Genomic DNA, 16541 nt, shown 5'->3' with positions numbered 1-16541 from the left:
GAAGGATATTTTTCATTATTTTACAGCTTCTTTTAGTTCTTTACCAGCTTTGAAAGCAGGTACTTTAGAAGCTGCGATTTGCATTTCTTCACCAGTTTGTGGGTTACGGCCTGTACGAGCAGCTCTTTCGCGAACTTCGAATGTACCGAATCCGATAAGTTGTACTTTTTCACCAGCAGCTAAAGTGTTAGTGATTGATTCTACTACAGTTTGTACAACTACAGTAGCTTCTTTTTGAGAAATCTCAGCATTTTGTGCTACGTTTTTAATTAATTCTGTTTTGTTCATGTTTTTCACCTCATATGTAAATAATGCTATTTAAGTTGTTATTATAACGTATAAAACATTCGAGAACAAGTGTACGTACATATATTCGCAAAAAAAATGAAATTTGTAATATTTTTTTAGGGCACTTTATTGACATTCCATTTAAGCGGACAGAGATTTGTTCTTCATTTCAGTCTTCTCTTGATAAGAAGGTAGTTCCTTATTATAAGATATGAAGTAAGGTAGTGCTACAAATAACATACCTCCTACTAAATTTCCAAAGAAAACAAAAATAAAGTTTGGAAAATATTCAGCCCAAGTGAAATGACCGGCAAAAATCGCGGCTGGGATGACAAACATATTGGCTACAACGTGTTGAAATCCAATCGCAACAAAAGTCATAACCGGGAACCAAATGCCGATAATCTTTCCGATAAATTCTTTACTTCCCATACTGAGCCAAACAGCTAAACAAACGAGCCAGTTACATCCGATTGCAGAAATAAATGCTTGCAATGGTGTATCTTGTAGTTTCGCTTGAGCGATAGAAATAGTTTTCGCTAAAAAAGCTCCTTCAGTTAAGCCAACGATATGACCGAAAAAGTAGGCTACAAATACAGCCCCTATGAAATTGCTAAATGTAACAATAACTAAATTTCGTATGAAATAAAATAAAGTAATTTTCTTTTGAAGCCAGGCCATAGAAACTGTCATCATGTTACCAGTTACTAGTTCACCGCCTGCAAGAATAACGAGAATAAGACCAATAGGGAATACAGCAGCGCCTAGAAAACTAGAAAATGATCCCCAATATTTTGGCATTGTCCCAATAACATGAATATCGAGTAAATATCCTAATGCGATAAAAGCACCACCAAAAAAACCAAGAATTAGCATAGGGAGCAATGATAAATGAGCTTTTTTCCTTCCTGAATTCGCAGCAAGTTCCGTAATTTCTTCTGGTGTAAATACAGACATGAATAACCCCTCCGTAATAAAATGATGGAATGAATAGAGAAAATTTCAAAAATCTATGTATTATAAAAATATGTTATGACTTCTGTATAAAATTGTCAAAGTGAATAGGGAGGGAATTACATATTAAGAACATTATTCATGTTGTCACATTAATGTAACAATAAGGATTTAAAGTGTTTCTAGAGGTGAAAACATGAATACGAATCATGTAAAAAAAGAACGAAAAAAATCAATCATAAAGATATTTATTATTAGTTTTATAAGTATATTAATGATACCAGTAAGTTTGTATTATTATGCGACAGAAATAGAACGAAAACTAGTAACAGTTACATGGAATGAAATAGAAGATTCTGCAATTCCTAAAGAATTTAATAATAAAAAAATATTACAGTTTTCAGATGTACATTTAGGACCACAGTTTACACTGAAGCAACTTGAACATTTAGTGGAGAAGATGAATGAATTACATCCAGATATAGTAGTTTTTACCGGGGATTTAATAGATAAATTTGGGTCTTATAGTGCGGAAAAAGAAGAAGCGAAGGCTATTTTGCAGAAAATTTACGCTCCCTTAGGGAAATATGCTGTGTTTGGGAATCATGATAGGGGTGGGGGCGGTAGTTTATTTTACAAAGAATATATGGAGGAAGCTGGTTTTTCTGTATTAGTAAATGAAGTGCAGAAAATTAAAGTGGAAAACGGCAAATATATTACAATATCAGGTTTGGATGATTTTCTATTAGGGAAGCCGCAAATAGATTCAACTTTAAAAAACTTGAAACAAAATGATTTCAACATGTTATTAGTACATGAGCCGGATGTTGTAACCAAAATAAATCGTTACCCGGTTGATCTTCAACTGTCAGGACATAGTCACGGAGGACAAGTCCAAATTCCTTTTGTAGGTCCGTTAATTACTACCAAACTAGCTGAGAGCTATGTTGAAGGTATGTATGAAGTAGAGGGGAAGAGTAAGCCGTTATATTTATATGTAAATCGTGGCATTGGGACTACTAGGATGCCTGTTAGATTTTGGAGTGTACCTGAACTTTCAGTTTTTGTGTTGAAGCAAAATAGTGAATAGAATAGTAGGAGGACTTTTAGAGAAAGTTCTCTTTTTTTATTGATTAAACACTGAATATTATGTAAATTTTGTTTAAAGTGTTAAATAAAGAAAGGGGAATTTCTATGATAGAAACATGGCATAAAGAATTGGAAAGTTTATATAACCAAATAGTTTCATGGCGAAGAGATTTTCATCAATATCCAGAGCTATCGTTTCAAGAAATAGAAACGCCGAGAAAAATAGCTGAAACCTTAAAAAGTTTTCATATTGATGTGAAAACAAATATCGGGGGCAGAGGAGTAATCGGCGTAATTGAAGGTGGAAGACCTGGGAAGACGATAGCGCTACGTGCTGATTTCGATGCACTACCTATCCAAGATGAAAAGCAAGTTTCATATAAATCAAAGATTCCTGGTGTAATGCACGCTTGTGGGCATGATGGACATACAGCAACACTTTTAGGAGTTGCAAAAATATTAAGTGACCATAGAGATCAGCTTTCTGGAAAAATAGTTCTTATACATCAACATGCAGAAGAGAAAGAACCTGGTGGGGCAATTGCCATGATTGAGGATGGTTGTTTAGAGGGAGTAGATGTTGTATTTGGTACACATTTATCTTCTCAAATGCCATTAGGAATTGTTGGTGCAAGAGCTGGAGCAATGATGGCAGCAGCTGATTCTTTTGAAGTGAAGGTTCAAGGGCGAGGTGGTCATGGAGGTATGCCGCATCATACTGTAGATACTATTATCGTCGCAACGCAAGTTATTAATCAATTACAACTTTTAGTTAGTAGAAAAGTAGATCCGCTTCAATCTGCAGTATTAACAGTAGGCAGATTTTATGCTGGTCAAGCAGATAATATTATTGCAGATACTGCTACATTTACAGGGACCATTCGAACGCTAGATCCTGAAGTGAGAGAATATATGGAGAAGGAATTTAAACGAGTTGTTGAAGGGATTTGTCAGTCTCTTCATGCTGAAGTTAATATTCAATATAAACGAGGCTATCCAATATTAATAAATCATGTAGATGAAACACGTCATTTTATGACGGTTGCGGAACGTGATCTTGGCAGAGAACGGGTCATGGAAGTACCACCTATTATGGGGGGAGAAGATTTTGCATACTACTTAGAACATGTTCCTGGAGCATTTTTCTTCACAGGTGCGGGGAATGAAGAAATAGGAGCGACATATCCACATCATCATCCTCAATTTGATTTTGATGAACAAGCGATGTTAATTGGTGGTAAATTACTTTTAAGTCTTGTGAATAGTTATGTAAGAGATGAAAAAGAATCTTTTCATCATGTAGAAGTGAAAAAGTAATTTACATAAATAAAAAACAACAACAATAGGCCCTATAACCTATTGTTGTTGTTTTTTATTATTTTTGCAAGGAAAGACCATCAAAATATGTTCTATAGTTACTAGAGAATTCAAAGTTGTTTTTTGCATCCCAATTAATAGACCAAGACATTAGGCCGCGGAATGCAGGATAGCCACTCTGGTTAGAAAGTTTATACTTTCCTCCGAACGGAACGCCTTTAATGATATAATTTAAAGCTTTTTTCATTTCAGTTGGCGAAATGTATCCACCACTTGGAGCTGCCGCCGGTGCTGCTGGAAGCCCAATCATGACTTGATCTGAACGAAGAGCTGGGAAAATGTTATTTGGATTACCACCTACAGGAAAACCATGTAAGAGCATATCTGCCATAGCGACTTCGTAGTCTGCAGTACCTTGATTGTAGTTATTACCGTCCATTCCAATCCCGCTACCAGCATTGTAGTGTTGAACGTGAATGTATGTTAGTTTATCTTTCACTCCGTAAATAATCGGTAAATATGCACCCCAGATACTTCCGTATGCGCTATAACCGCCTTGAACATAAGCTGTTTCAGGAGCCATGCTTAATAGAAAATCTGGACCATAATGATCTGAGATTGTTCGAATAGCTGATATAAGATTTACGATTTGGGGAGTAGTTGGGTTTTTGAAATTAGTGTCATTTCCGTTTAAATAAATACCTGATTCAAGGTCAATATCTATTCCATCAAAACCGTATTTATCGATTAGAGATTGTATGGAATTAATAAAACGTTGCTTAGCGGCATTGTCAGGAAGTAAAACGACTCCATTTTGTCCACCTATTGAAAGAACTACTTTCTTTCCTTTACTTTTTAAATAAGAAATATCTGATTTGAAGTCTGCATCTGTACCATACACAGGAGAAAATTCAACAGTGGAACGATCACCACCAGTTTCACCAAAAGATACATTGATTACATCCCATTTTGGTGAAACGTCTTTTAATTTAATAATGCCAGTACCGTTATCAAAGTTATGCCAGTATCCAACGAGTAATTTTGAACCTAAATTGTTTGCTGCTTGTGCTTGGAAAGGGGATAGCGGTAGAAGTAAGAACATAACTAAAATACAACAAAAAAATTTGAACTTGTTTAACATATCAACACTCCTATACAAAAAGTTGTCTAGATGTATAATCTTGTTTATTTAATAATATCTGAAAGTTCTTTCTTTTGTAAGAGGACTATAATTTTCTCAACAATTGTGTATAGGAAAGTATTAAACCTAATGTAATAATTTTTGAAGGAGGTTGAATTGTAATTGTTAAATTCAGAATATTTTGATATATTTTAAAGTATAGGACAAAATCTTTCGCACAGTACTCTTACATAAATTTCAAAATTTAGTTTGGAAGGGGATGTACAAGATTTGGATAAAAATCTAAAGAAAGACCTCAAAATACGCCACATTACAATGATCTCAATTGGCGGCGTAATAGGGGCTGGTTTGTTTGTTGGAAGTGGTGCAGTTGTACATTCGGCAGGACCAGGTTCTATCGTTTCATATGCATTAGCAGGACTTCTAGTCATTTTCGTCATGAGAATGCTAGGAGAAATGGCAGCTGTTAATCCGACAAGTGGTTCATTTGCAACGTATGCAAGAGAAGCGATTGGTCCTTGGGCGGGTTATACAATAGGCTGGTTATACTGGTTTTTCTGGGTAATTGTTATTGCAATAGAAGCCACAGCAGGTGCTGGTATTATCCAATATTGGATTCCACAAATACCGCTTTGGTTATTAAGTTTAATATTAACAATTTTATTAACGCTGACGAACGTTTTTTCGGTAAAATCATTTGGAGAGTTTGAATATTGGTTTTCTTTTATTAAAGTAATAAGTATTGTTTTGTTCCTTTGTCTAGGTCTTGCTGTTATTTTAGGATTTGTTCCAGGAACAGAAGCACCCGGCACTTCGAATTTAATTGGACAAGGTGGATTTATGCCAAACGGTATAAGTTCGGTATTGCTTGGAATTACTGTCGTTATATTTTCATTTATGGGATCAGAGATTGTAGCAGTAGCAGCAGGTGAATCTGCAGAACCTGTAAAAGCAGTAAAAACAGCAACAAACAGTGTGATTTGGCGTATTCTTGTATTTTTTATTGGGTCTATAGCGGTAGTTGTTACACTACTGCCATGGAATTCAGCAAACATATTAAAAAGTCCATTTGTAGCTGTACTTGAACATATAGGAATACCAGCGGCAGCGCAAATTATGAATTTTATCGTTTTAACAGCTGTGCTTTCTTGCTTAAATTCAGGATTATATACAAATTCAAGAATGCTTTTTTCAATGGCAGAAAGAGGAGATGCTCCAAAGTCATTTTTAAAATTGAACAGTAGTGGTGTTCCTGTTCGGGCCGTTTTATTCGGAACGTTCTTCGCTTATATTGGAGTTGTGTTTAGTTACATTTCTCCAGATAAAGTCTTTTTGTTTTTAGTGAATGCATCTGGCGGGATTGCGCTACTAGTTTATCTCGTTATTGCAGTTTCGCATTTAAAGATGCGTAAAAAAATGGGGAAAGTAGAACAACAAAATTTGAAAGTGAAAATGTGGCTTTTTCCGTATGTAACGTATGTTACAATTGCTGCTATTATAGCAGTTTTAGTTGCGATGTTCGCAATTGATACTTTACGTTCACAAGCACTTTTAACAATGTTTGTTACAGTTCTTATAATACTTTCTTATTTTATTTTTAATAGAAATAAAAATAGCACAGTTTTGAATCCTAAAAGTAAGAATGAGGAATCTGTTCGATTCTAATTTTCTAATTTTCGAAGAGAGTTACACCCAGTCATTGCTATAAAAGAATCATATATAATCATAGAAACAAGTAATTACTATTGTCATAGTGGATATAGACTTTTTTCTTGACTTTTTATACGAAGGCGAGCAAAATGGTGAAAAAGGAAGGGGGGGATGATGATGGAAGAGTATGTATTAGAGCTGTATAACCTGTTATATACAACAGAATGGCAAGATATTGTTTCGTTTCTAGGAATCGTATTTTGCATGAAAATTGTAATTGTATATATGGAAGAGCAAGGTATGTTCTATTCCTTCTCATCTCCGTTCGATGTGCAGCGCGAGCCGTTGCTAAACTATGCCAATGTGAATTACGAACAATTTCCTTTTGTAGTTTTCTTTATGATTCGATTTATTACAGCAATTGTAAGGAAAAAGGAAAGTGACGATGAAGAGTGCCACTCAACTTGTAATATAGTGAATGTTTTTTAAGCTAAATACAAGGAGGAGATTTATATGTGGTTTCGATTTCTTATGATTGGTTTCTTTTCATTAACAGCAATTTCTTTAATGGGATATCAAGTGTCTGAAATTTTTCAAGCATATAGCGATACATTTTTTAACAAAAACTAATCGCATTGCTATTTGAATAATAAAGCGATAAAATCCTTCTTAAGAAGTTTTATTAAGAAGGATTTTTTTCTTTGTCTTGTCTTGCTGTGTCAAACTATTGTCACATTTACACTGTGAATAGTATGTTAAAATAGTGAGGTTACGTATACATATTTGAAGGAAGAGGGAGTGACCATTTTGGTGGATCAATCAACAAATCAGAAAAGCTATGCTCCTATTGTGATAACGCTTTCTGTAATTGTAAATGCGATTATTTTATTTTTGTTCTTTGGACCTGTTGGCTATGAAGGAGAAGTACATTTTGATGTAACAATTTTACCAATGTTAAATGCGATTTTTAATAGCTTTACGTTCGTATTCTTATTAGCAGCTTTATACTCTATTATTAAAAAGAATGTGAAAATGCACCGTGGTTTTATCCTCGCAGCATTTACAACGACGTTGCTATTTTGTGTTTCTTATTTATCGTATCATTACTTGGCGCCAGCAACACATTTTGGCGGAGAAGGGTTTATTAAATATGTGTACTTCATTATTTTAATTACGCATATTATCCTGGCAGCAATTATTGTACCACTTGCATTGTTTGCACTTGTATTTGGTTTTACAAATCAATTAACACGTCATCGTAAAATTGTACGTTGGACGATGCCAATTTGGTTATATGTAAGTTTATCTGGTGTTATTGTTTACTTAATGATCTCACCTTATTATCAATAAAAGTCTCAGCCTTTAGGCTGGGGCTTTTTTGTTAAGCAAATCTTTTTGTGAAATGAAAAAAATATGGTATACAAAAGTATAGTTGCTTTTCATATAGAAGGGATGGTAAAGAAATATGCAAAATTTTGTATTTCGTAATCCAACGAAACTTATTTTCGGTAAAGATCAATTAGAACAGTTAAAAACTGAAATTCCACAGTTTGGTAAGAAGGTTCTTCTCGTATATGGAGGAGGCAGTATTAAAAGAAACGTTATTTATGATAATGTAATTTCTATTTTAAAGGATATTAATGCAGAAGTATTTGAATTGACGGGTGTTGAACCGAATCCTCGTGTATCAACTGTAAAGAAAGGGGTTCAAATTTGTAAAGATAATGGAGTCGAATTTATTTTAGCAGTTGGTGGAGGAAGTGTAATCGACTGTACGAAAGCGATTGCTGCTGGTAGCAAATATGATGGAGATGTATGGGATATTGTAACGAAAAAAGCATTTGCTAGTGAGGCATTACCATTTGGTACTGTACTTACTCTTGCAGCAACAGGATCTGAAATGAATGCAGGCTCGGTAATTACAAACTGGGAAACGAATGAAAAGTATGGATGGGGAAGCCCAGTTACATTCCCGCAGTTTTCAATTTTAGATCCAGTTCATACTGCATCTGTACCGAGAGATCAAACGATTTATGGTATGGTAGATATTATGTCACATGTATTAGAACAATATTTCCATCATGGAACGAATACAGAACTACAAGACCGTTATTGTGAATCTGTTTTAAGAACAGTCATTGAAACAGCACCTAAGCTTTTAAGTGATTTAGAAAATTATGAGCATAGGGAAACAATTTTATATTGCGGAACGATGGCGTTAAATGGCATTTTAGCGATGGGAGTAAGAGGTGACTGGGCAACTCATAATATTGAACATGCAGTTTCTGCTGTTCATGATATACCGCATGGAGGTGGCCTTGCGATTTTATTCCCGAACTGGATGAAACATGTTGTAGAGGAAAATGTAAGTCGTTTTAAACAGTTCGCTATTCGTGTATTTGATATAGAAACAGATGGCAAAACAGATAAAGAAGTGGCATTAGAAGGAATTGAGGCATTGCGTCAATTTTGGACTTCAATTGAGGCACCAGTAACATTGTCTGATTACGCTATTGGAGAAAGTGAAATTGATATAATGGCTAATAAAGCGATGGCGTATGGTGAATTTGGTAACTTTAAAAAATTAAATAAAGATGATGTTCTAAGTATATATAAAGCTTCTTTATAAGTGAATTTAGAAAAGAAACCTATTTGATTGTTTGATCGAATAGGTTTCTTTTTTGATGTTTATAAACGTTTGTGGATGTTTTTGATTATTTTTGATTGTTTATGGTTGATTTTTGTGACCGTTTTCATTATACTGTAATCAAAGAAGAGGTGAATAAAATGTTAACTCCTGAACGTCATCAAATGATATTACAACTTGTAAAAGAACAGAAAGTTGTAAAATTACAGCAATTAGTTGAAAGAACAGAAAGCTCTGAGTCGACAATTCGCCGTGATTTAGCACAATTGGAAAAGCAAAGGTTATTAAAAAGAGTTCATGGTGGTGCTGCTGTTTTAACAGGAAAAGGGAAAGAACCAACGATGGTTGAAAAATCATCCAAAAACATTCAAATAAAACAACAAATTGCTAATTATGCGGCTAGCGTTGTTGACCAAGGTGATTGTATTTATTTAGATGCAGGAAGTACAACATTTGAAATGATTCCATTTTTAATAAATAAAGATGTTACTGTCGTTACGAATGGACTTATGCATATTGAAGCTTTAGTTGAAAATAATATTCGTGCGTATTTACTAGGCGGAATGATGAAGAGTAGGACGAAAGCTTTAATCGGTGCTATGGCACAGGAAAGTATGCAGAAGTATCGTTTTGATAAATGTTTTTTAGGTGCAAATGGTGTACATGAACAGCTTGGCTTTACAACGCCAGATCCAGAAGAAGCGCTCTTAAAACAAATGGCATTAACATTAGCAAACGAAGGATATTTCTTAATTGATGAAAGTAAGTTTTCAGAAGTTGCATTTGCGAAAATTGCAAATGTTGAAGATGCAAATATTATTACAAACCATTTAGAAATTGATTTAGAAAAATATAAAAGACAAACCAATGTAATTGAGGCTGATAAAAAATGATCTATACAGTTACTTTAAACCCATCTATTGATTATGTAGTGCAAGTTTCTTCTTTTGATTTAGGAACAATAAATCGAGCGGAGAAAGATATGAAGTTTCCTGGAGGAAAAGGCATTAATGTTTCTCGTGTTCTTCAGCGTTTAGGTGTTAAAAATATAGCACTTGGATTTACTGGTGGATTTACTGGTCAATTTATTAAAGAGGTATTACAGACGGAAGGTGTAACAACAAACTTCGTCCAAGTAGATGAAGATACTCGCATTAATGTGAAAATAAAAGGGGAAGAAGAAACAGAATTAAATGGCCAAGGTCCTATTGTAACAAAAGAGCAGTTCGAACAGTTAATGAAAAAAATTGAGAGTATGCAACCTGGAGATTGTGTTGTACTTGCTGGGAGTGTACCAGTTTCTATTCCAAGTACCTTTTACGAATCAATTGCTGCGTTTGGAGCTGAAAAAGGTATTCGTGTAGTAGTAGATGCAAGTGGAAGTGCACTGCAACATGTAATTAAAAATAAGCCATTTTTAATTAAGCCAAACCACCATGAACTTGGTGAGTTGTTTGGAGTGGAGCTTTCAACAGTAGAGGACGTTTTACCTTATGGAAGAAAATTAATTAAACAAGGTGTAAAACACGTTATCGTATCGATGGCTGGAGAGGGAGCTTTATTATTTACGGCAGAAGGTATATATGAAGCGACTGTTCCAAAAGGTGTTGTAATTAATTCAGTTGGGGCCGGAGATTCTCTTGTTGCAGGGTTTGTAGGCAAATATGAACAGACAAAAGATATTGAAAAGGCATTTCAATACGGCGTTGCAACAGGGAGTGCAACAGCATTTTCAGCTGATTTATGTAAGAAGGAAAAAGTAGAAGAATTATTGTCGCAAGTAATTGTAGCTAAGCGATAGGGGGAAGCAACATATGAAAATTACAGAACTATTAAAAAGGGATACAGTCATTATGGATTTGACAGCTTCAAATAAAGAAGCTGTCATAGATGAATTAGTTGAGAAATTAAACGGGGCAAATCGTTTAAATAGTAAAATGGAATTTAAAGAAGCTATTTTAAAGCGGGAGTCCCAAAGTACGACGGGAATAGGGGAAGGTATTGCAATACCTCATGCGAAGACAAAGGCTGTTAAACAACCATCGATTTGTTTTGGTAGAAGTGTAAGCGGTATCAATTATGAGTCGCTTGACGGACAGCCAGCACACTTATTCTTTATGATTGCTGCAAGTGAAGGAGCGAATAATACTCATTTAGAAACGTTGTCTCGTTTATCGACATTATTAATGGATGAAGGGTTTCGCAAGCAACTATTAGAAGCGAAGGATGAAAGTGAGCTTCTTCAACTATTTGATGAAAAAGAGAATGAAAAAGAAGAAGAGATTGAAGTTGCAAAACCAGAAGGAGATGAACCGTACGTACTTGCTGTTACAGCTTGTCCAACTGGAATCGCTCACACATATATGGCAGCGGATAGCTTAAAAGCAAAAGCGACAGAGTTAGGAATAGCGATTAAAGTTGAAACAAATGGATCAACGGGTATTAAAAACGGTTTAACGAAAGAGGATATTGAACGTGCAACAGCTATTATTGTTGCGGCGGATAAACAAGTAGAAATGAATCGTTTTGCTGGTAAACATGTCATTCAAGTGCCAGTTGCTGATGGGATTCGAAAAACGGAAAATCTGCTTAAACGAGCTGTCAAACAAGATGCACCAATCTTTAAAGGTGTAAAAGAGGACGGGAAGTCAGAAAGTATTGAGGGAGAAAAGGGATTAGGAATTTATAAGCATTTAATGAGCGGTGTAAGTAATATGCTTCCATTCGTTGTTGGTGGCGGGATTTTAATAGCGCTAGCGTTTTCGTTTGGTGGTATAAAGGCGGAAGGTCCTTTAGCTGAATTGTTCATGTCAATTGGTGGAGGAAAAACAGGTGCGTTTTTATTCCTTGTACCAATTTTAGCTGGATTTATTGCAAGTTCTATTGCTGATCGTCCTGGTTTTATGCCTGGTGTTGTAGGTGGATTTTTAGCGGCGAATGCGAATGCGGGATTTTTAGGTGGATTAATTGCTGGTTTCTTAGCTGGATATGTTGTTTTAGGGTTGAAAAGATTATTTTCAGGACTACCAGTACAATTAGAAGGAATTAAACCTGTATTGTTATATCCAGTCTTTGGATTATTGATTACAGGAGTTGTAATGCAAAAAGTAGTAATTCCGCCTGTAGTAGCATTAAATGAAATGTTGACAGGGTGGTTAAATGGTTTAAACGGTACGAATGCTATATTACTAGGTCTTATTTTAGGTGGTATGATGGCAATTGATATGGGGGGTCCAATTAATAAAGCGGCATTTACGTTTGGTATTGCTGCAATAGAAGCGCAGAATTTTGGAGTGCACTCAGCAGTTATGGCTGGTGGTATGGTACCGCCACTTACGATTGCATTCGCAACTACATTCTTTAAATCAAAGTTTACAGAAGCGGAACGTAAGTCTGGTTTAACAAATTATATTATGGGAGCATCATTCATTACAGAAGGTGCGATTCCGTTTGCAGCTGCAGATCCGGTTCGAGTAATCGTAAGTTGTGTTGTTGGTTCAAGTATTGCAGGGGCGTTATCTATGTTATTCCAAATTACATTACCGGCACCGCATGGTGGATTATTTGTAATAGCGTTAGTAAATAAACCGTTACTATATATTTTCTCTATATTAATTGGAACAATTGTCTCGGCTATTATGCTAGGTGTTTGGAAAAAGAAAGTTCAATAACAAATGAAAATAGAGCAGTTTTTAGTAGCTGCTCTCTTTTTATTACAAAAAAATAGGTTAACAATTGAATATTGATGTTTTTTAGTAAAAGATGTAATGAATTGTGAATTTTTTGTAACAAAAAAGTAACACTGTAATTTTTTCTGGAAAAAGTTCTTGCGCTCGTATATGAAAAATATATGAACACCATTGGAAATTGTATTAGAAATACATTTTATTAATATGGGAATTTATGTTACAACTCGTTAATCGTATATTACGAATGCTTTGTAATTGTGTGATTTCCGAAAATTCTAAAAATCTGTTGCTATAATAAAAATACGAAAACAAAGCAAATGGAGGCTATTCATGAAAAAATTATTAGGTATAGCAACAGCAGCAGTTTTTGGTCTTGGGATTTTTGCGGGTTCTGCTAAAGCGGAAACAATTGTAACAACAGACGTATTAAATGTTAGAGAAAACCCAAATGTAGAGTCAAAGCTTGTAGGTAAAGTGTTAAGTGGGAATACACTAGATGTTATAAATACAGAAAATGGATGGACAAAAATTAAGTTGAACGGTAAGGAAGCGTTTGTAAGTGCTGAGTTTACAAAGAGCACATATTATGTAACGGCGGGTGTATTAAATGTTCGTGCTGGAGCGAATACTGATTCTGAAATTTTAGGTAAACTTAATAAAGATGATGTGATTGAAACGACGAATCATGTTCAAAATGAATGGTTACAATTCGACTACAATGGAAAAGTCGGATATGTTCACGTGCCATTTTTAACAGGAACGGCACCTGTAATTGAAAAGAAAGAGGTTGTAGCTCAAGAAGAAGCGCCAGCTAGAACAAATACGCCGGTTAAAAATAATACAGTAGTTAAGAATAAAGAGTCTATTAAGAAGGTAGAATCAAGTAAACCTGTGGTAAAAGAAAAACCGGCTGCAAAACCAGTTGCAAAATCTACTGAAACAAGTGCGCCTGCTGGTGGTCGTGAAATTACGGTAGAAGCGACGGCATATACAGCAGATCCGAGTGAGAATGGTTCGTATGGTGGTCGTGTATTAACTGCAATGGGGCATGATTTAACAGCAAATCCAAATATGAAAGTAATTGCTGTTGATCCGAAAGTAATTCCGCTTGGATCAAAAGTATGGGTAGAAGGGTATGGAGAAGCGATTGCTGGAGACACTGGTGGTGCGATTAAAGGAAATCGTATTGATGTATTGGTCGGTTCAGATGGTAGTGCTAATAGCTGGGGGCGCAAATCTGTAAAAGTGAAAGTTATACAATAGGTTATCGATATTAATATAAAAAGCGGTTGCTTGAATTTATGTAAGCAACCGCTTTTTATGGGTTATTGAAAAGGATAAATAGTTTTACCTGTAATAATTTTATATGCACTGCAAAATTGCGTTTGTATATATTCTGTATTTTCATTTTCTGGATGTAATGTTGTTTCATGGAGAGTAGAATGAAAAGCCCGTAGTAAACAATTTAGGGCGAAGTATAACTCCTCTTGTGAACAATTTTGTTCTTTTGTAGAAGTAGCTAAAATGAGGTCTTTTGTCAAAGATGAAAAATTGATGGTGGATTGTTTCATAGTTAACTCATCCTCTCGAAACTATTTTTATCATGTATATGCAGAATTGGACAAACTATGTTCTTTTTATATATAATTTCATGTACCAAAATGAAAGAACTTGCAATCATGCCGTTAAAATTGGTAAGATTGGGTATAATCAATAGATGGAGTATATTACATAAAGAGAGTTGAATGATATGGGAGAAGTGCAACGTGAAAAAGTTGCTGTCATCATTGGACCAACTGCTGTTGGAAAGACAAAGTTAAGTATCGATCTTGCTAAAGCGTTGAACGGTGAAATTATTAGTGGTGATTCCATGCAGATCTATCGAACGATGGATATTGGAACTGCAAAGGTAACAAAAGCAGAGATGGACGGAATTCCACATTATATGGTCGATATAAAAAATCCGGAAGATTCATTTTCTGTCGCGGAATTTCAAGAACGTGTTCGCAAGCATATTCGAGAAATTACAGAACGTGGTAAATTACCAATTATAGTTGGTGGGACCGGTCTTTATATACAATCTGTTTTATTCGATTATCAGTTTACAGATGATGCTGGTGATGTGATATACCGAGAGCAAATGGAAAAGTTAGCTTTAGAACGCGGTGTGGAATATGTACATAAAAAATTGCAAGAAGTAGATCCAGAAAGTGCGGAGCGTATTCATGCAAATAATGCACGACGTGTCATTCGGGCGTTAGAAATTTTCCACACGACGGGTGAAAAAATGAGTGACCAAATTGAGAAACAAGAAAAAGAGTTACTCTATGATGTTTCATTAATTGGCTTGACAATGGATCGAGAAATGCTATACGATCGCATTAACTTACGAGTGGATTTGATGATGGAACAAGGCCTATTAGAGGAAGTAGAAGGGCTGTATAATAGAGGGATACGAGATTGTCAATCTATTCAAGCGATTGGATATAAAGAAATCTATGATTATTTTGAGAATCGAGCCTCTTTAGAAGATGCGGTATCACAATTAAAGACGAATTCGCGTCGTTATGCAAAACGTCAATTAACGTGGTTCCGTAATAAAATGGACGTCACGTGGTTTGATGTTACAGACGGTGAAAAAACGTCAGAAATTTTACGATACATAGAAGGAAAGTTACAAGTAAAGTCGAATAATAGTAAGTAGAGAAAAAGAGGAGGATTCGACATGAAGCAATCAATCAATATTCAAGATCAGTTTTTAAATCAACTCCGTAAAGAAAATACGTTTGTTACGCTGTACTTATTAAATGGTTTCCAGCTTCGTGGACTAATTAAAGGATTTGATAATTTTACAGTCCTGCTGGAAACAGAAGGTAAGCAACAGCTTATTTATAAACATGCAATTTCTACATTTGTACCACAAAAAAATGTTTCAATTGAATTAGAATAGTAATGAATTATTGTACATAACAAAAAAGAGCGAGTTTCCTCGCTCTTTTTTTATTTGTCATAAACAATATATAGTGAAATTTAAGCGATTCTAAATACAGTAAGGCGGATGTTAGTATTTCCTGTTGCAGGGATCGTAATCTCATTAAGAGTAGATTGGACAGAGATTCTTGCATCAGCTGCTAATGTTTCGATTGTAGTAAATGAAAGTGAGTCGCCTATTAAATTTGAAGAGAAATTATCAGTTGCGACTGCCCCATTAATTGAAATGCCTACTCCAAGAGGAGCGCATCCTGGCGCAGTTGTAGAAATAGATACGCTAATTACATAAATACCACCGTTGACAACTGTAACTGTATCTGTGCCATTAAAGATAATATTGTTTACGTTAATTGCAGTATTGAAAATAAAGTTATTAAATTGTAGTACTGTTTGTTGAATATTGTTTGTTACAACAATTGTTGCTACAGGGAAACTAGGTCCAGTAGGCCCAGTAGGTCCGGTAACCCCTATACCAGTAGCGCCCGTTGGCCCTTGAACACCTTGAGGTCCAGTGGCACCGGTAGCACCCGTGTTACCTTGAACACCTTGAGGTCCAGTAGCGCCAGTAGCACCCGTGTTACCTTGAACACCTTGAGGTCCCTGAGGTCCAGTAGGTCCCTGAGGCCCACCAGAAGGTCCGGTAGGTCCAGTAACTCCTATACCAGTAGCGCCCGTTGGCCCTTGAATACCCTGAGGTCCAGTGGCACCGGTAGCCCCCGTGTTACCTTGAACACCTTGAGGTCCAGTGGCACCGGTAGCACCCGTGTTACCTTGA

17 protein-coding genes are annotated in these 16541 nt (G+C 35.5%); 12 read left to right on the top strand and 5 right to left on the bottom strand.

Annotation, left to right across the window (positions count from 1 at the left end; all coding sequences use genetic code 11):
- Positions 1-15: 15 nt before the first annotated feature.
- Positions 16-288 (bottom strand): HU family DNA-binding protein, encoded by a 273-nt coding sequence (locus BAQ53_RS17445; protein ID WP_001043904.1) that lies wholly within the window; start codon positions 286-288, stop codon positions 16-18.
- A 141-nt stretch (positions 289-429) separates the two neighbouring features.
- Positions 430-1245: a formate/nitrite transporter family protein gene (locus tag BAQ53_RS17440; RefSeq protein ID WP_208906104.1), complete on the bottom strand. Its 816-nt coding sequence runs from the start codon at positions 1243-1245 to the stop codon at positions 430-432.
- Between the two features lie 193 nt (positions 1246-1438).
- On the opposite strand from BAQ53_RS17440, the gene BAQ53_RS17435 reads away from it, so the two are divergent.
- Both BAQ53_RS17435 and BAQ53_RS17430 read left to right on the top strand, forming a co-directional pair.
- Positions 1439-2332 carry a metallophosphoesterase gene (locus BAQ53_RS17435; protein WP_001095331.1) on the top strand — a complete coding sequence of 298 codons (894 nt, stop codon included), beginning with the start codon at positions 1439-1441 and terminating at the stop codon, positions 2330-2332.
- A 104-nt stretch (positions 2333-2436) separates the two neighbouring features.
- Entirely contained in the window at positions 2437-3648 is a 1212-nt protein-coding gene (locus tag BAQ53_RS17430) for a M20 metallopeptidase family protein (protein ID WP_208906102.1), read from the top strand.
- 58 nt (positions 3649-3706) lie between these two features.
- Here BAQ53_RS17430 and BAQ53_RS17425 read toward each other — a convergent pair whose 3' ends face one another.
- Positions 3707-4789 (bottom strand): chitinase, encoded by a 1083-nt coding sequence (locus BAQ53_RS17425; protein ID WP_000932438.1) that lies wholly within the window; start codon positions 4787-4789, stop codon positions 3707-3709.
- 270 nt (positions 4790-5059) lie between these two features.
- On the opposite strand from BAQ53_RS17425, the gene gabP reads away from it, so the two are divergent.
- The 8 genes from gabP to entD all read left to right on the top strand — a co-directional run bounded on the left by gabP (position 5060) and on the right by entD (position 14038).
- Entirely contained in the window at positions 5060-6454 is a 1395-nt protein-coding gene (gene gabP / locus BAQ53_RS17420; RefSeq protein WP_000360113.1) for a GABA permease, read from the top strand.
- 159 nt (positions 6455-6613) lie between these two features.
- Positions 6614-6928, top strand: a complete 315-nt coding sequence (locus BAQ53_RS17415) for a hypothetical protein (protein ID WP_002164152.1) — start codon at positions 6614-6616, stop codon at positions 6926-6928.
- 318 nt (positions 6929-7246) lie between these two features.
- Positions 7247-7789 carry a DUF420 domain-containing protein gene (locus tag BAQ53_RS17410; protein WP_000228316.1) on the top strand — a complete coding sequence of 181 codons (543 nt, stop codon included), beginning with the start codon at positions 7247-7249 and terminating at the stop codon, positions 7787-7789.
- Between the two features lie 115 nt (positions 7790-7904).
- Positions 7905-9068, top strand: a complete 1164-nt coding sequence (locus BAQ53_RS17405; protein WP_208906100.1) for an iron-containing alcohol dehydrogenase — start codon at positions 7905-7907, stop codon at positions 9066-9068.
- Positions 9069-9226: 158 nt separating this feature from the next.
- A complete protein-coding gene (locus BAQ53_RS17400) occupies positions 9227-9979 on the top strand; it encodes a DeoR/GlpR family DNA-binding transcription regulator (RefSeq protein ID WP_000957273.1) in 753 nt (250 codons plus the stop codon).
- Positions 9976-10887, top strand: a complete 912-nt coding sequence (gene pfkB / locus BAQ53_RS17395; RefSeq protein ID WP_000640861.1) for a 1-phosphofructokinase — start codon at positions 9976-9978, stop codon at positions 10885-10887. Before BAQ53_RS17400 ends, pfkB begins: the two co-directional genes overlap by 4 nt.
- A gap of 13 nt (positions 10888-10900) precedes the next feature.
- Positions 10901-12757 carry a PTS fructose transporter subunit IIABC gene (locus BAQ53_RS17390; protein WP_000704594.1) on the top strand — a complete coding sequence of 619 codons (1857 nt, stop codon included), beginning with the start codon at positions 10901-10903 and terminating at the stop codon, positions 12755-12757.
- 348 nt (positions 12758-13105) lie between these two features.
- Positions 13106-14038 carry a cell wall-binding protein EntD gene (entD, locus tag BAQ53_RS17385; protein WP_000734615.1) on the top strand — a complete coding sequence of 311 codons (933 nt, stop codon included), beginning with the start codon at positions 13106-13108 and terminating at the stop codon, positions 14036-14038.
- Between the two features lie 62 nt (positions 14039-14100).
- Here the strand turns inward: entD and BAQ53_RS17380 are convergent, their stop codons facing one another.
- Complete coding sequence (locus tag BAQ53_RS17380) at positions 14101-14346, bottom strand: hypothetical protein (protein ID WP_000814428.1); 246 nt, start codon at positions 14344-14346, stop codon at positions 14101-14103.
- Positions 14347-14525: 179 nt separating this feature from the next.
- Here BAQ53_RS17380 and miaA point away from each other — a divergent pair, with 179 nt between their 5' ends.
- Both miaA and hfq read left to right on the top strand, forming a co-directional pair.
- The gene (gene miaA, locus BAQ53_RS17375) at positions 14526-15479 is read left to right on the top strand and encodes a tRNA (adenosine(37)-N6)-dimethylallyltransferase MiaA (RefSeq protein WP_000504932.1); all 954 of its coding nucleotides are present in this window, start codon (positions 14526-14528) and stop codon (positions 15477-15479) included.
- A gap of 21 nt (positions 15480-15500) precedes the next feature.
- Positions 15501-15725, top strand: coding sequence for an RNA chaperone Hfq (hfq, locus tag BAQ53_RS17370; protein WP_000813896.1), 225 nt, complete (start codon positions 15501-15503; stop codon positions 15723-15725).
- A gap of 80 nt (positions 15726-15805) precedes the next feature.
- Here the strand turns inward: hfq and BAQ53_RS26295 are convergent.
- Positions 15806-16541 (bottom strand): Gly-Xaa-Xaa repeat protein (locus BAQ53_RS26295; RefSeq protein WP_244161461.1); only part of this gene is annotated, 736 nt, incomplete at its 5' end.

It is taken from the genome of Bacillus sp. B25(2016b) (assembly GCF_001679765.1).
In the GTDB taxonomy this organism is placed as follows: Bacteria; Bacillota; Bacilli; order Bacillales; family Bacillaceae_G; genus Bacillus_A; species Bacillus_A thuringiensis_K.
This window is presented reverse-complemented; position numbering and strand designations above follow the sequence as displayed.

Excerpts from the sequence above, each read along its gene's own strand:
- BAQ53_RS17445 (WP_001043904.1), bottom strand. The coding sequence starts at position 288 with ATGAACAAAACAGAATTAATTAAAAACGTAGCACAAAATGCTGAGATT.
- BAQ53_RS17440 (WP_208906104.1), bottom strand. The coding sequence starts at position 1,245 with ATGTCTGTATTTACACCAGAAGAAATTACGGAACTTGCTGCGAATTCA.
- BAQ53_RS17435 (WP_001095331.1), top strand. The coding sequence starts at position 1,439 with ATGAATACGAATCATGTAAAAAAAGAACGAAAAAAATCAATCATAAAG.
- BAQ53_RS17430 (WP_208906102.1), top strand. The coding sequence starts at position 2,437 with ATGATAGAAACATGGCATAAAGAATTGGAAAGTTTATATAACCAAATA.
- BAQ53_RS17425 (WP_000932438.1), bottom strand. The coding sequence starts at position 4,789 with ATGTTAAACAAGTTCAAATTTTTTTGTTGTATTTTAGTTATGTTCTTA.
- BAQ53_RS17415 (WP_002164152.1), top strand. The coding sequence starts at position 6,614 with ATGATGGAAGAGTATGTATTAGAGCTGTATAACCTGTTATATACAACA.
- BAQ53_RS17405 (WP_208906100.1), top strand. The coding sequence starts at position 7,905 with ATGCAAAATTTTGTATTTCGTAATCCAACGAAACTTATTTTCGGTAAA.
- BAQ53_RS17400 (WP_000957273.1), top strand. The coding sequence starts at position 9,227 with ATGTTAACTCCTGAACGTCATCAAATGATATTACAACTTGTAAAAGAA.
- pfkB (WP_000640861.1), top strand. The coding sequence starts at position 9,976 with ATGATCTATACAGTTACTTTAAACCCATCTATTGATTATGTAGTGCAA.
- BAQ53_RS17390 (WP_000704594.1), top strand. The coding sequence starts at position 10,901 with ATGAAAATTACAGAACTATTAAAAAGGGATACAGTCATTATGGATTTG.
- entD (WP_000734615.1), top strand. The coding sequence starts at position 13,106 with ATGAAAAAATTATTAGGTATAGCAACAGCAGCAGTTTTTGGTCTTGGG.
- BAQ53_RS17380 (WP_000814428.1), bottom strand. The coding sequence starts at position 14,346 with ATGAAACAATCCACCATCAATTTTTCATCTTTGACAAAAGACCTCATT.
- miaA (WP_000504932.1), top strand. The coding sequence starts at position 14,526 with ATGGGAGAAGTGCAACGTGAAAAAGTTGCTGTCATCATTGGACCAACT.
- hfq (WP_000813896.1), top strand. The coding sequence starts at position 15,501 with ATGAAGCAATCAATCAATATTCAAGATCAGTTTTTAAATCAACTCCGT.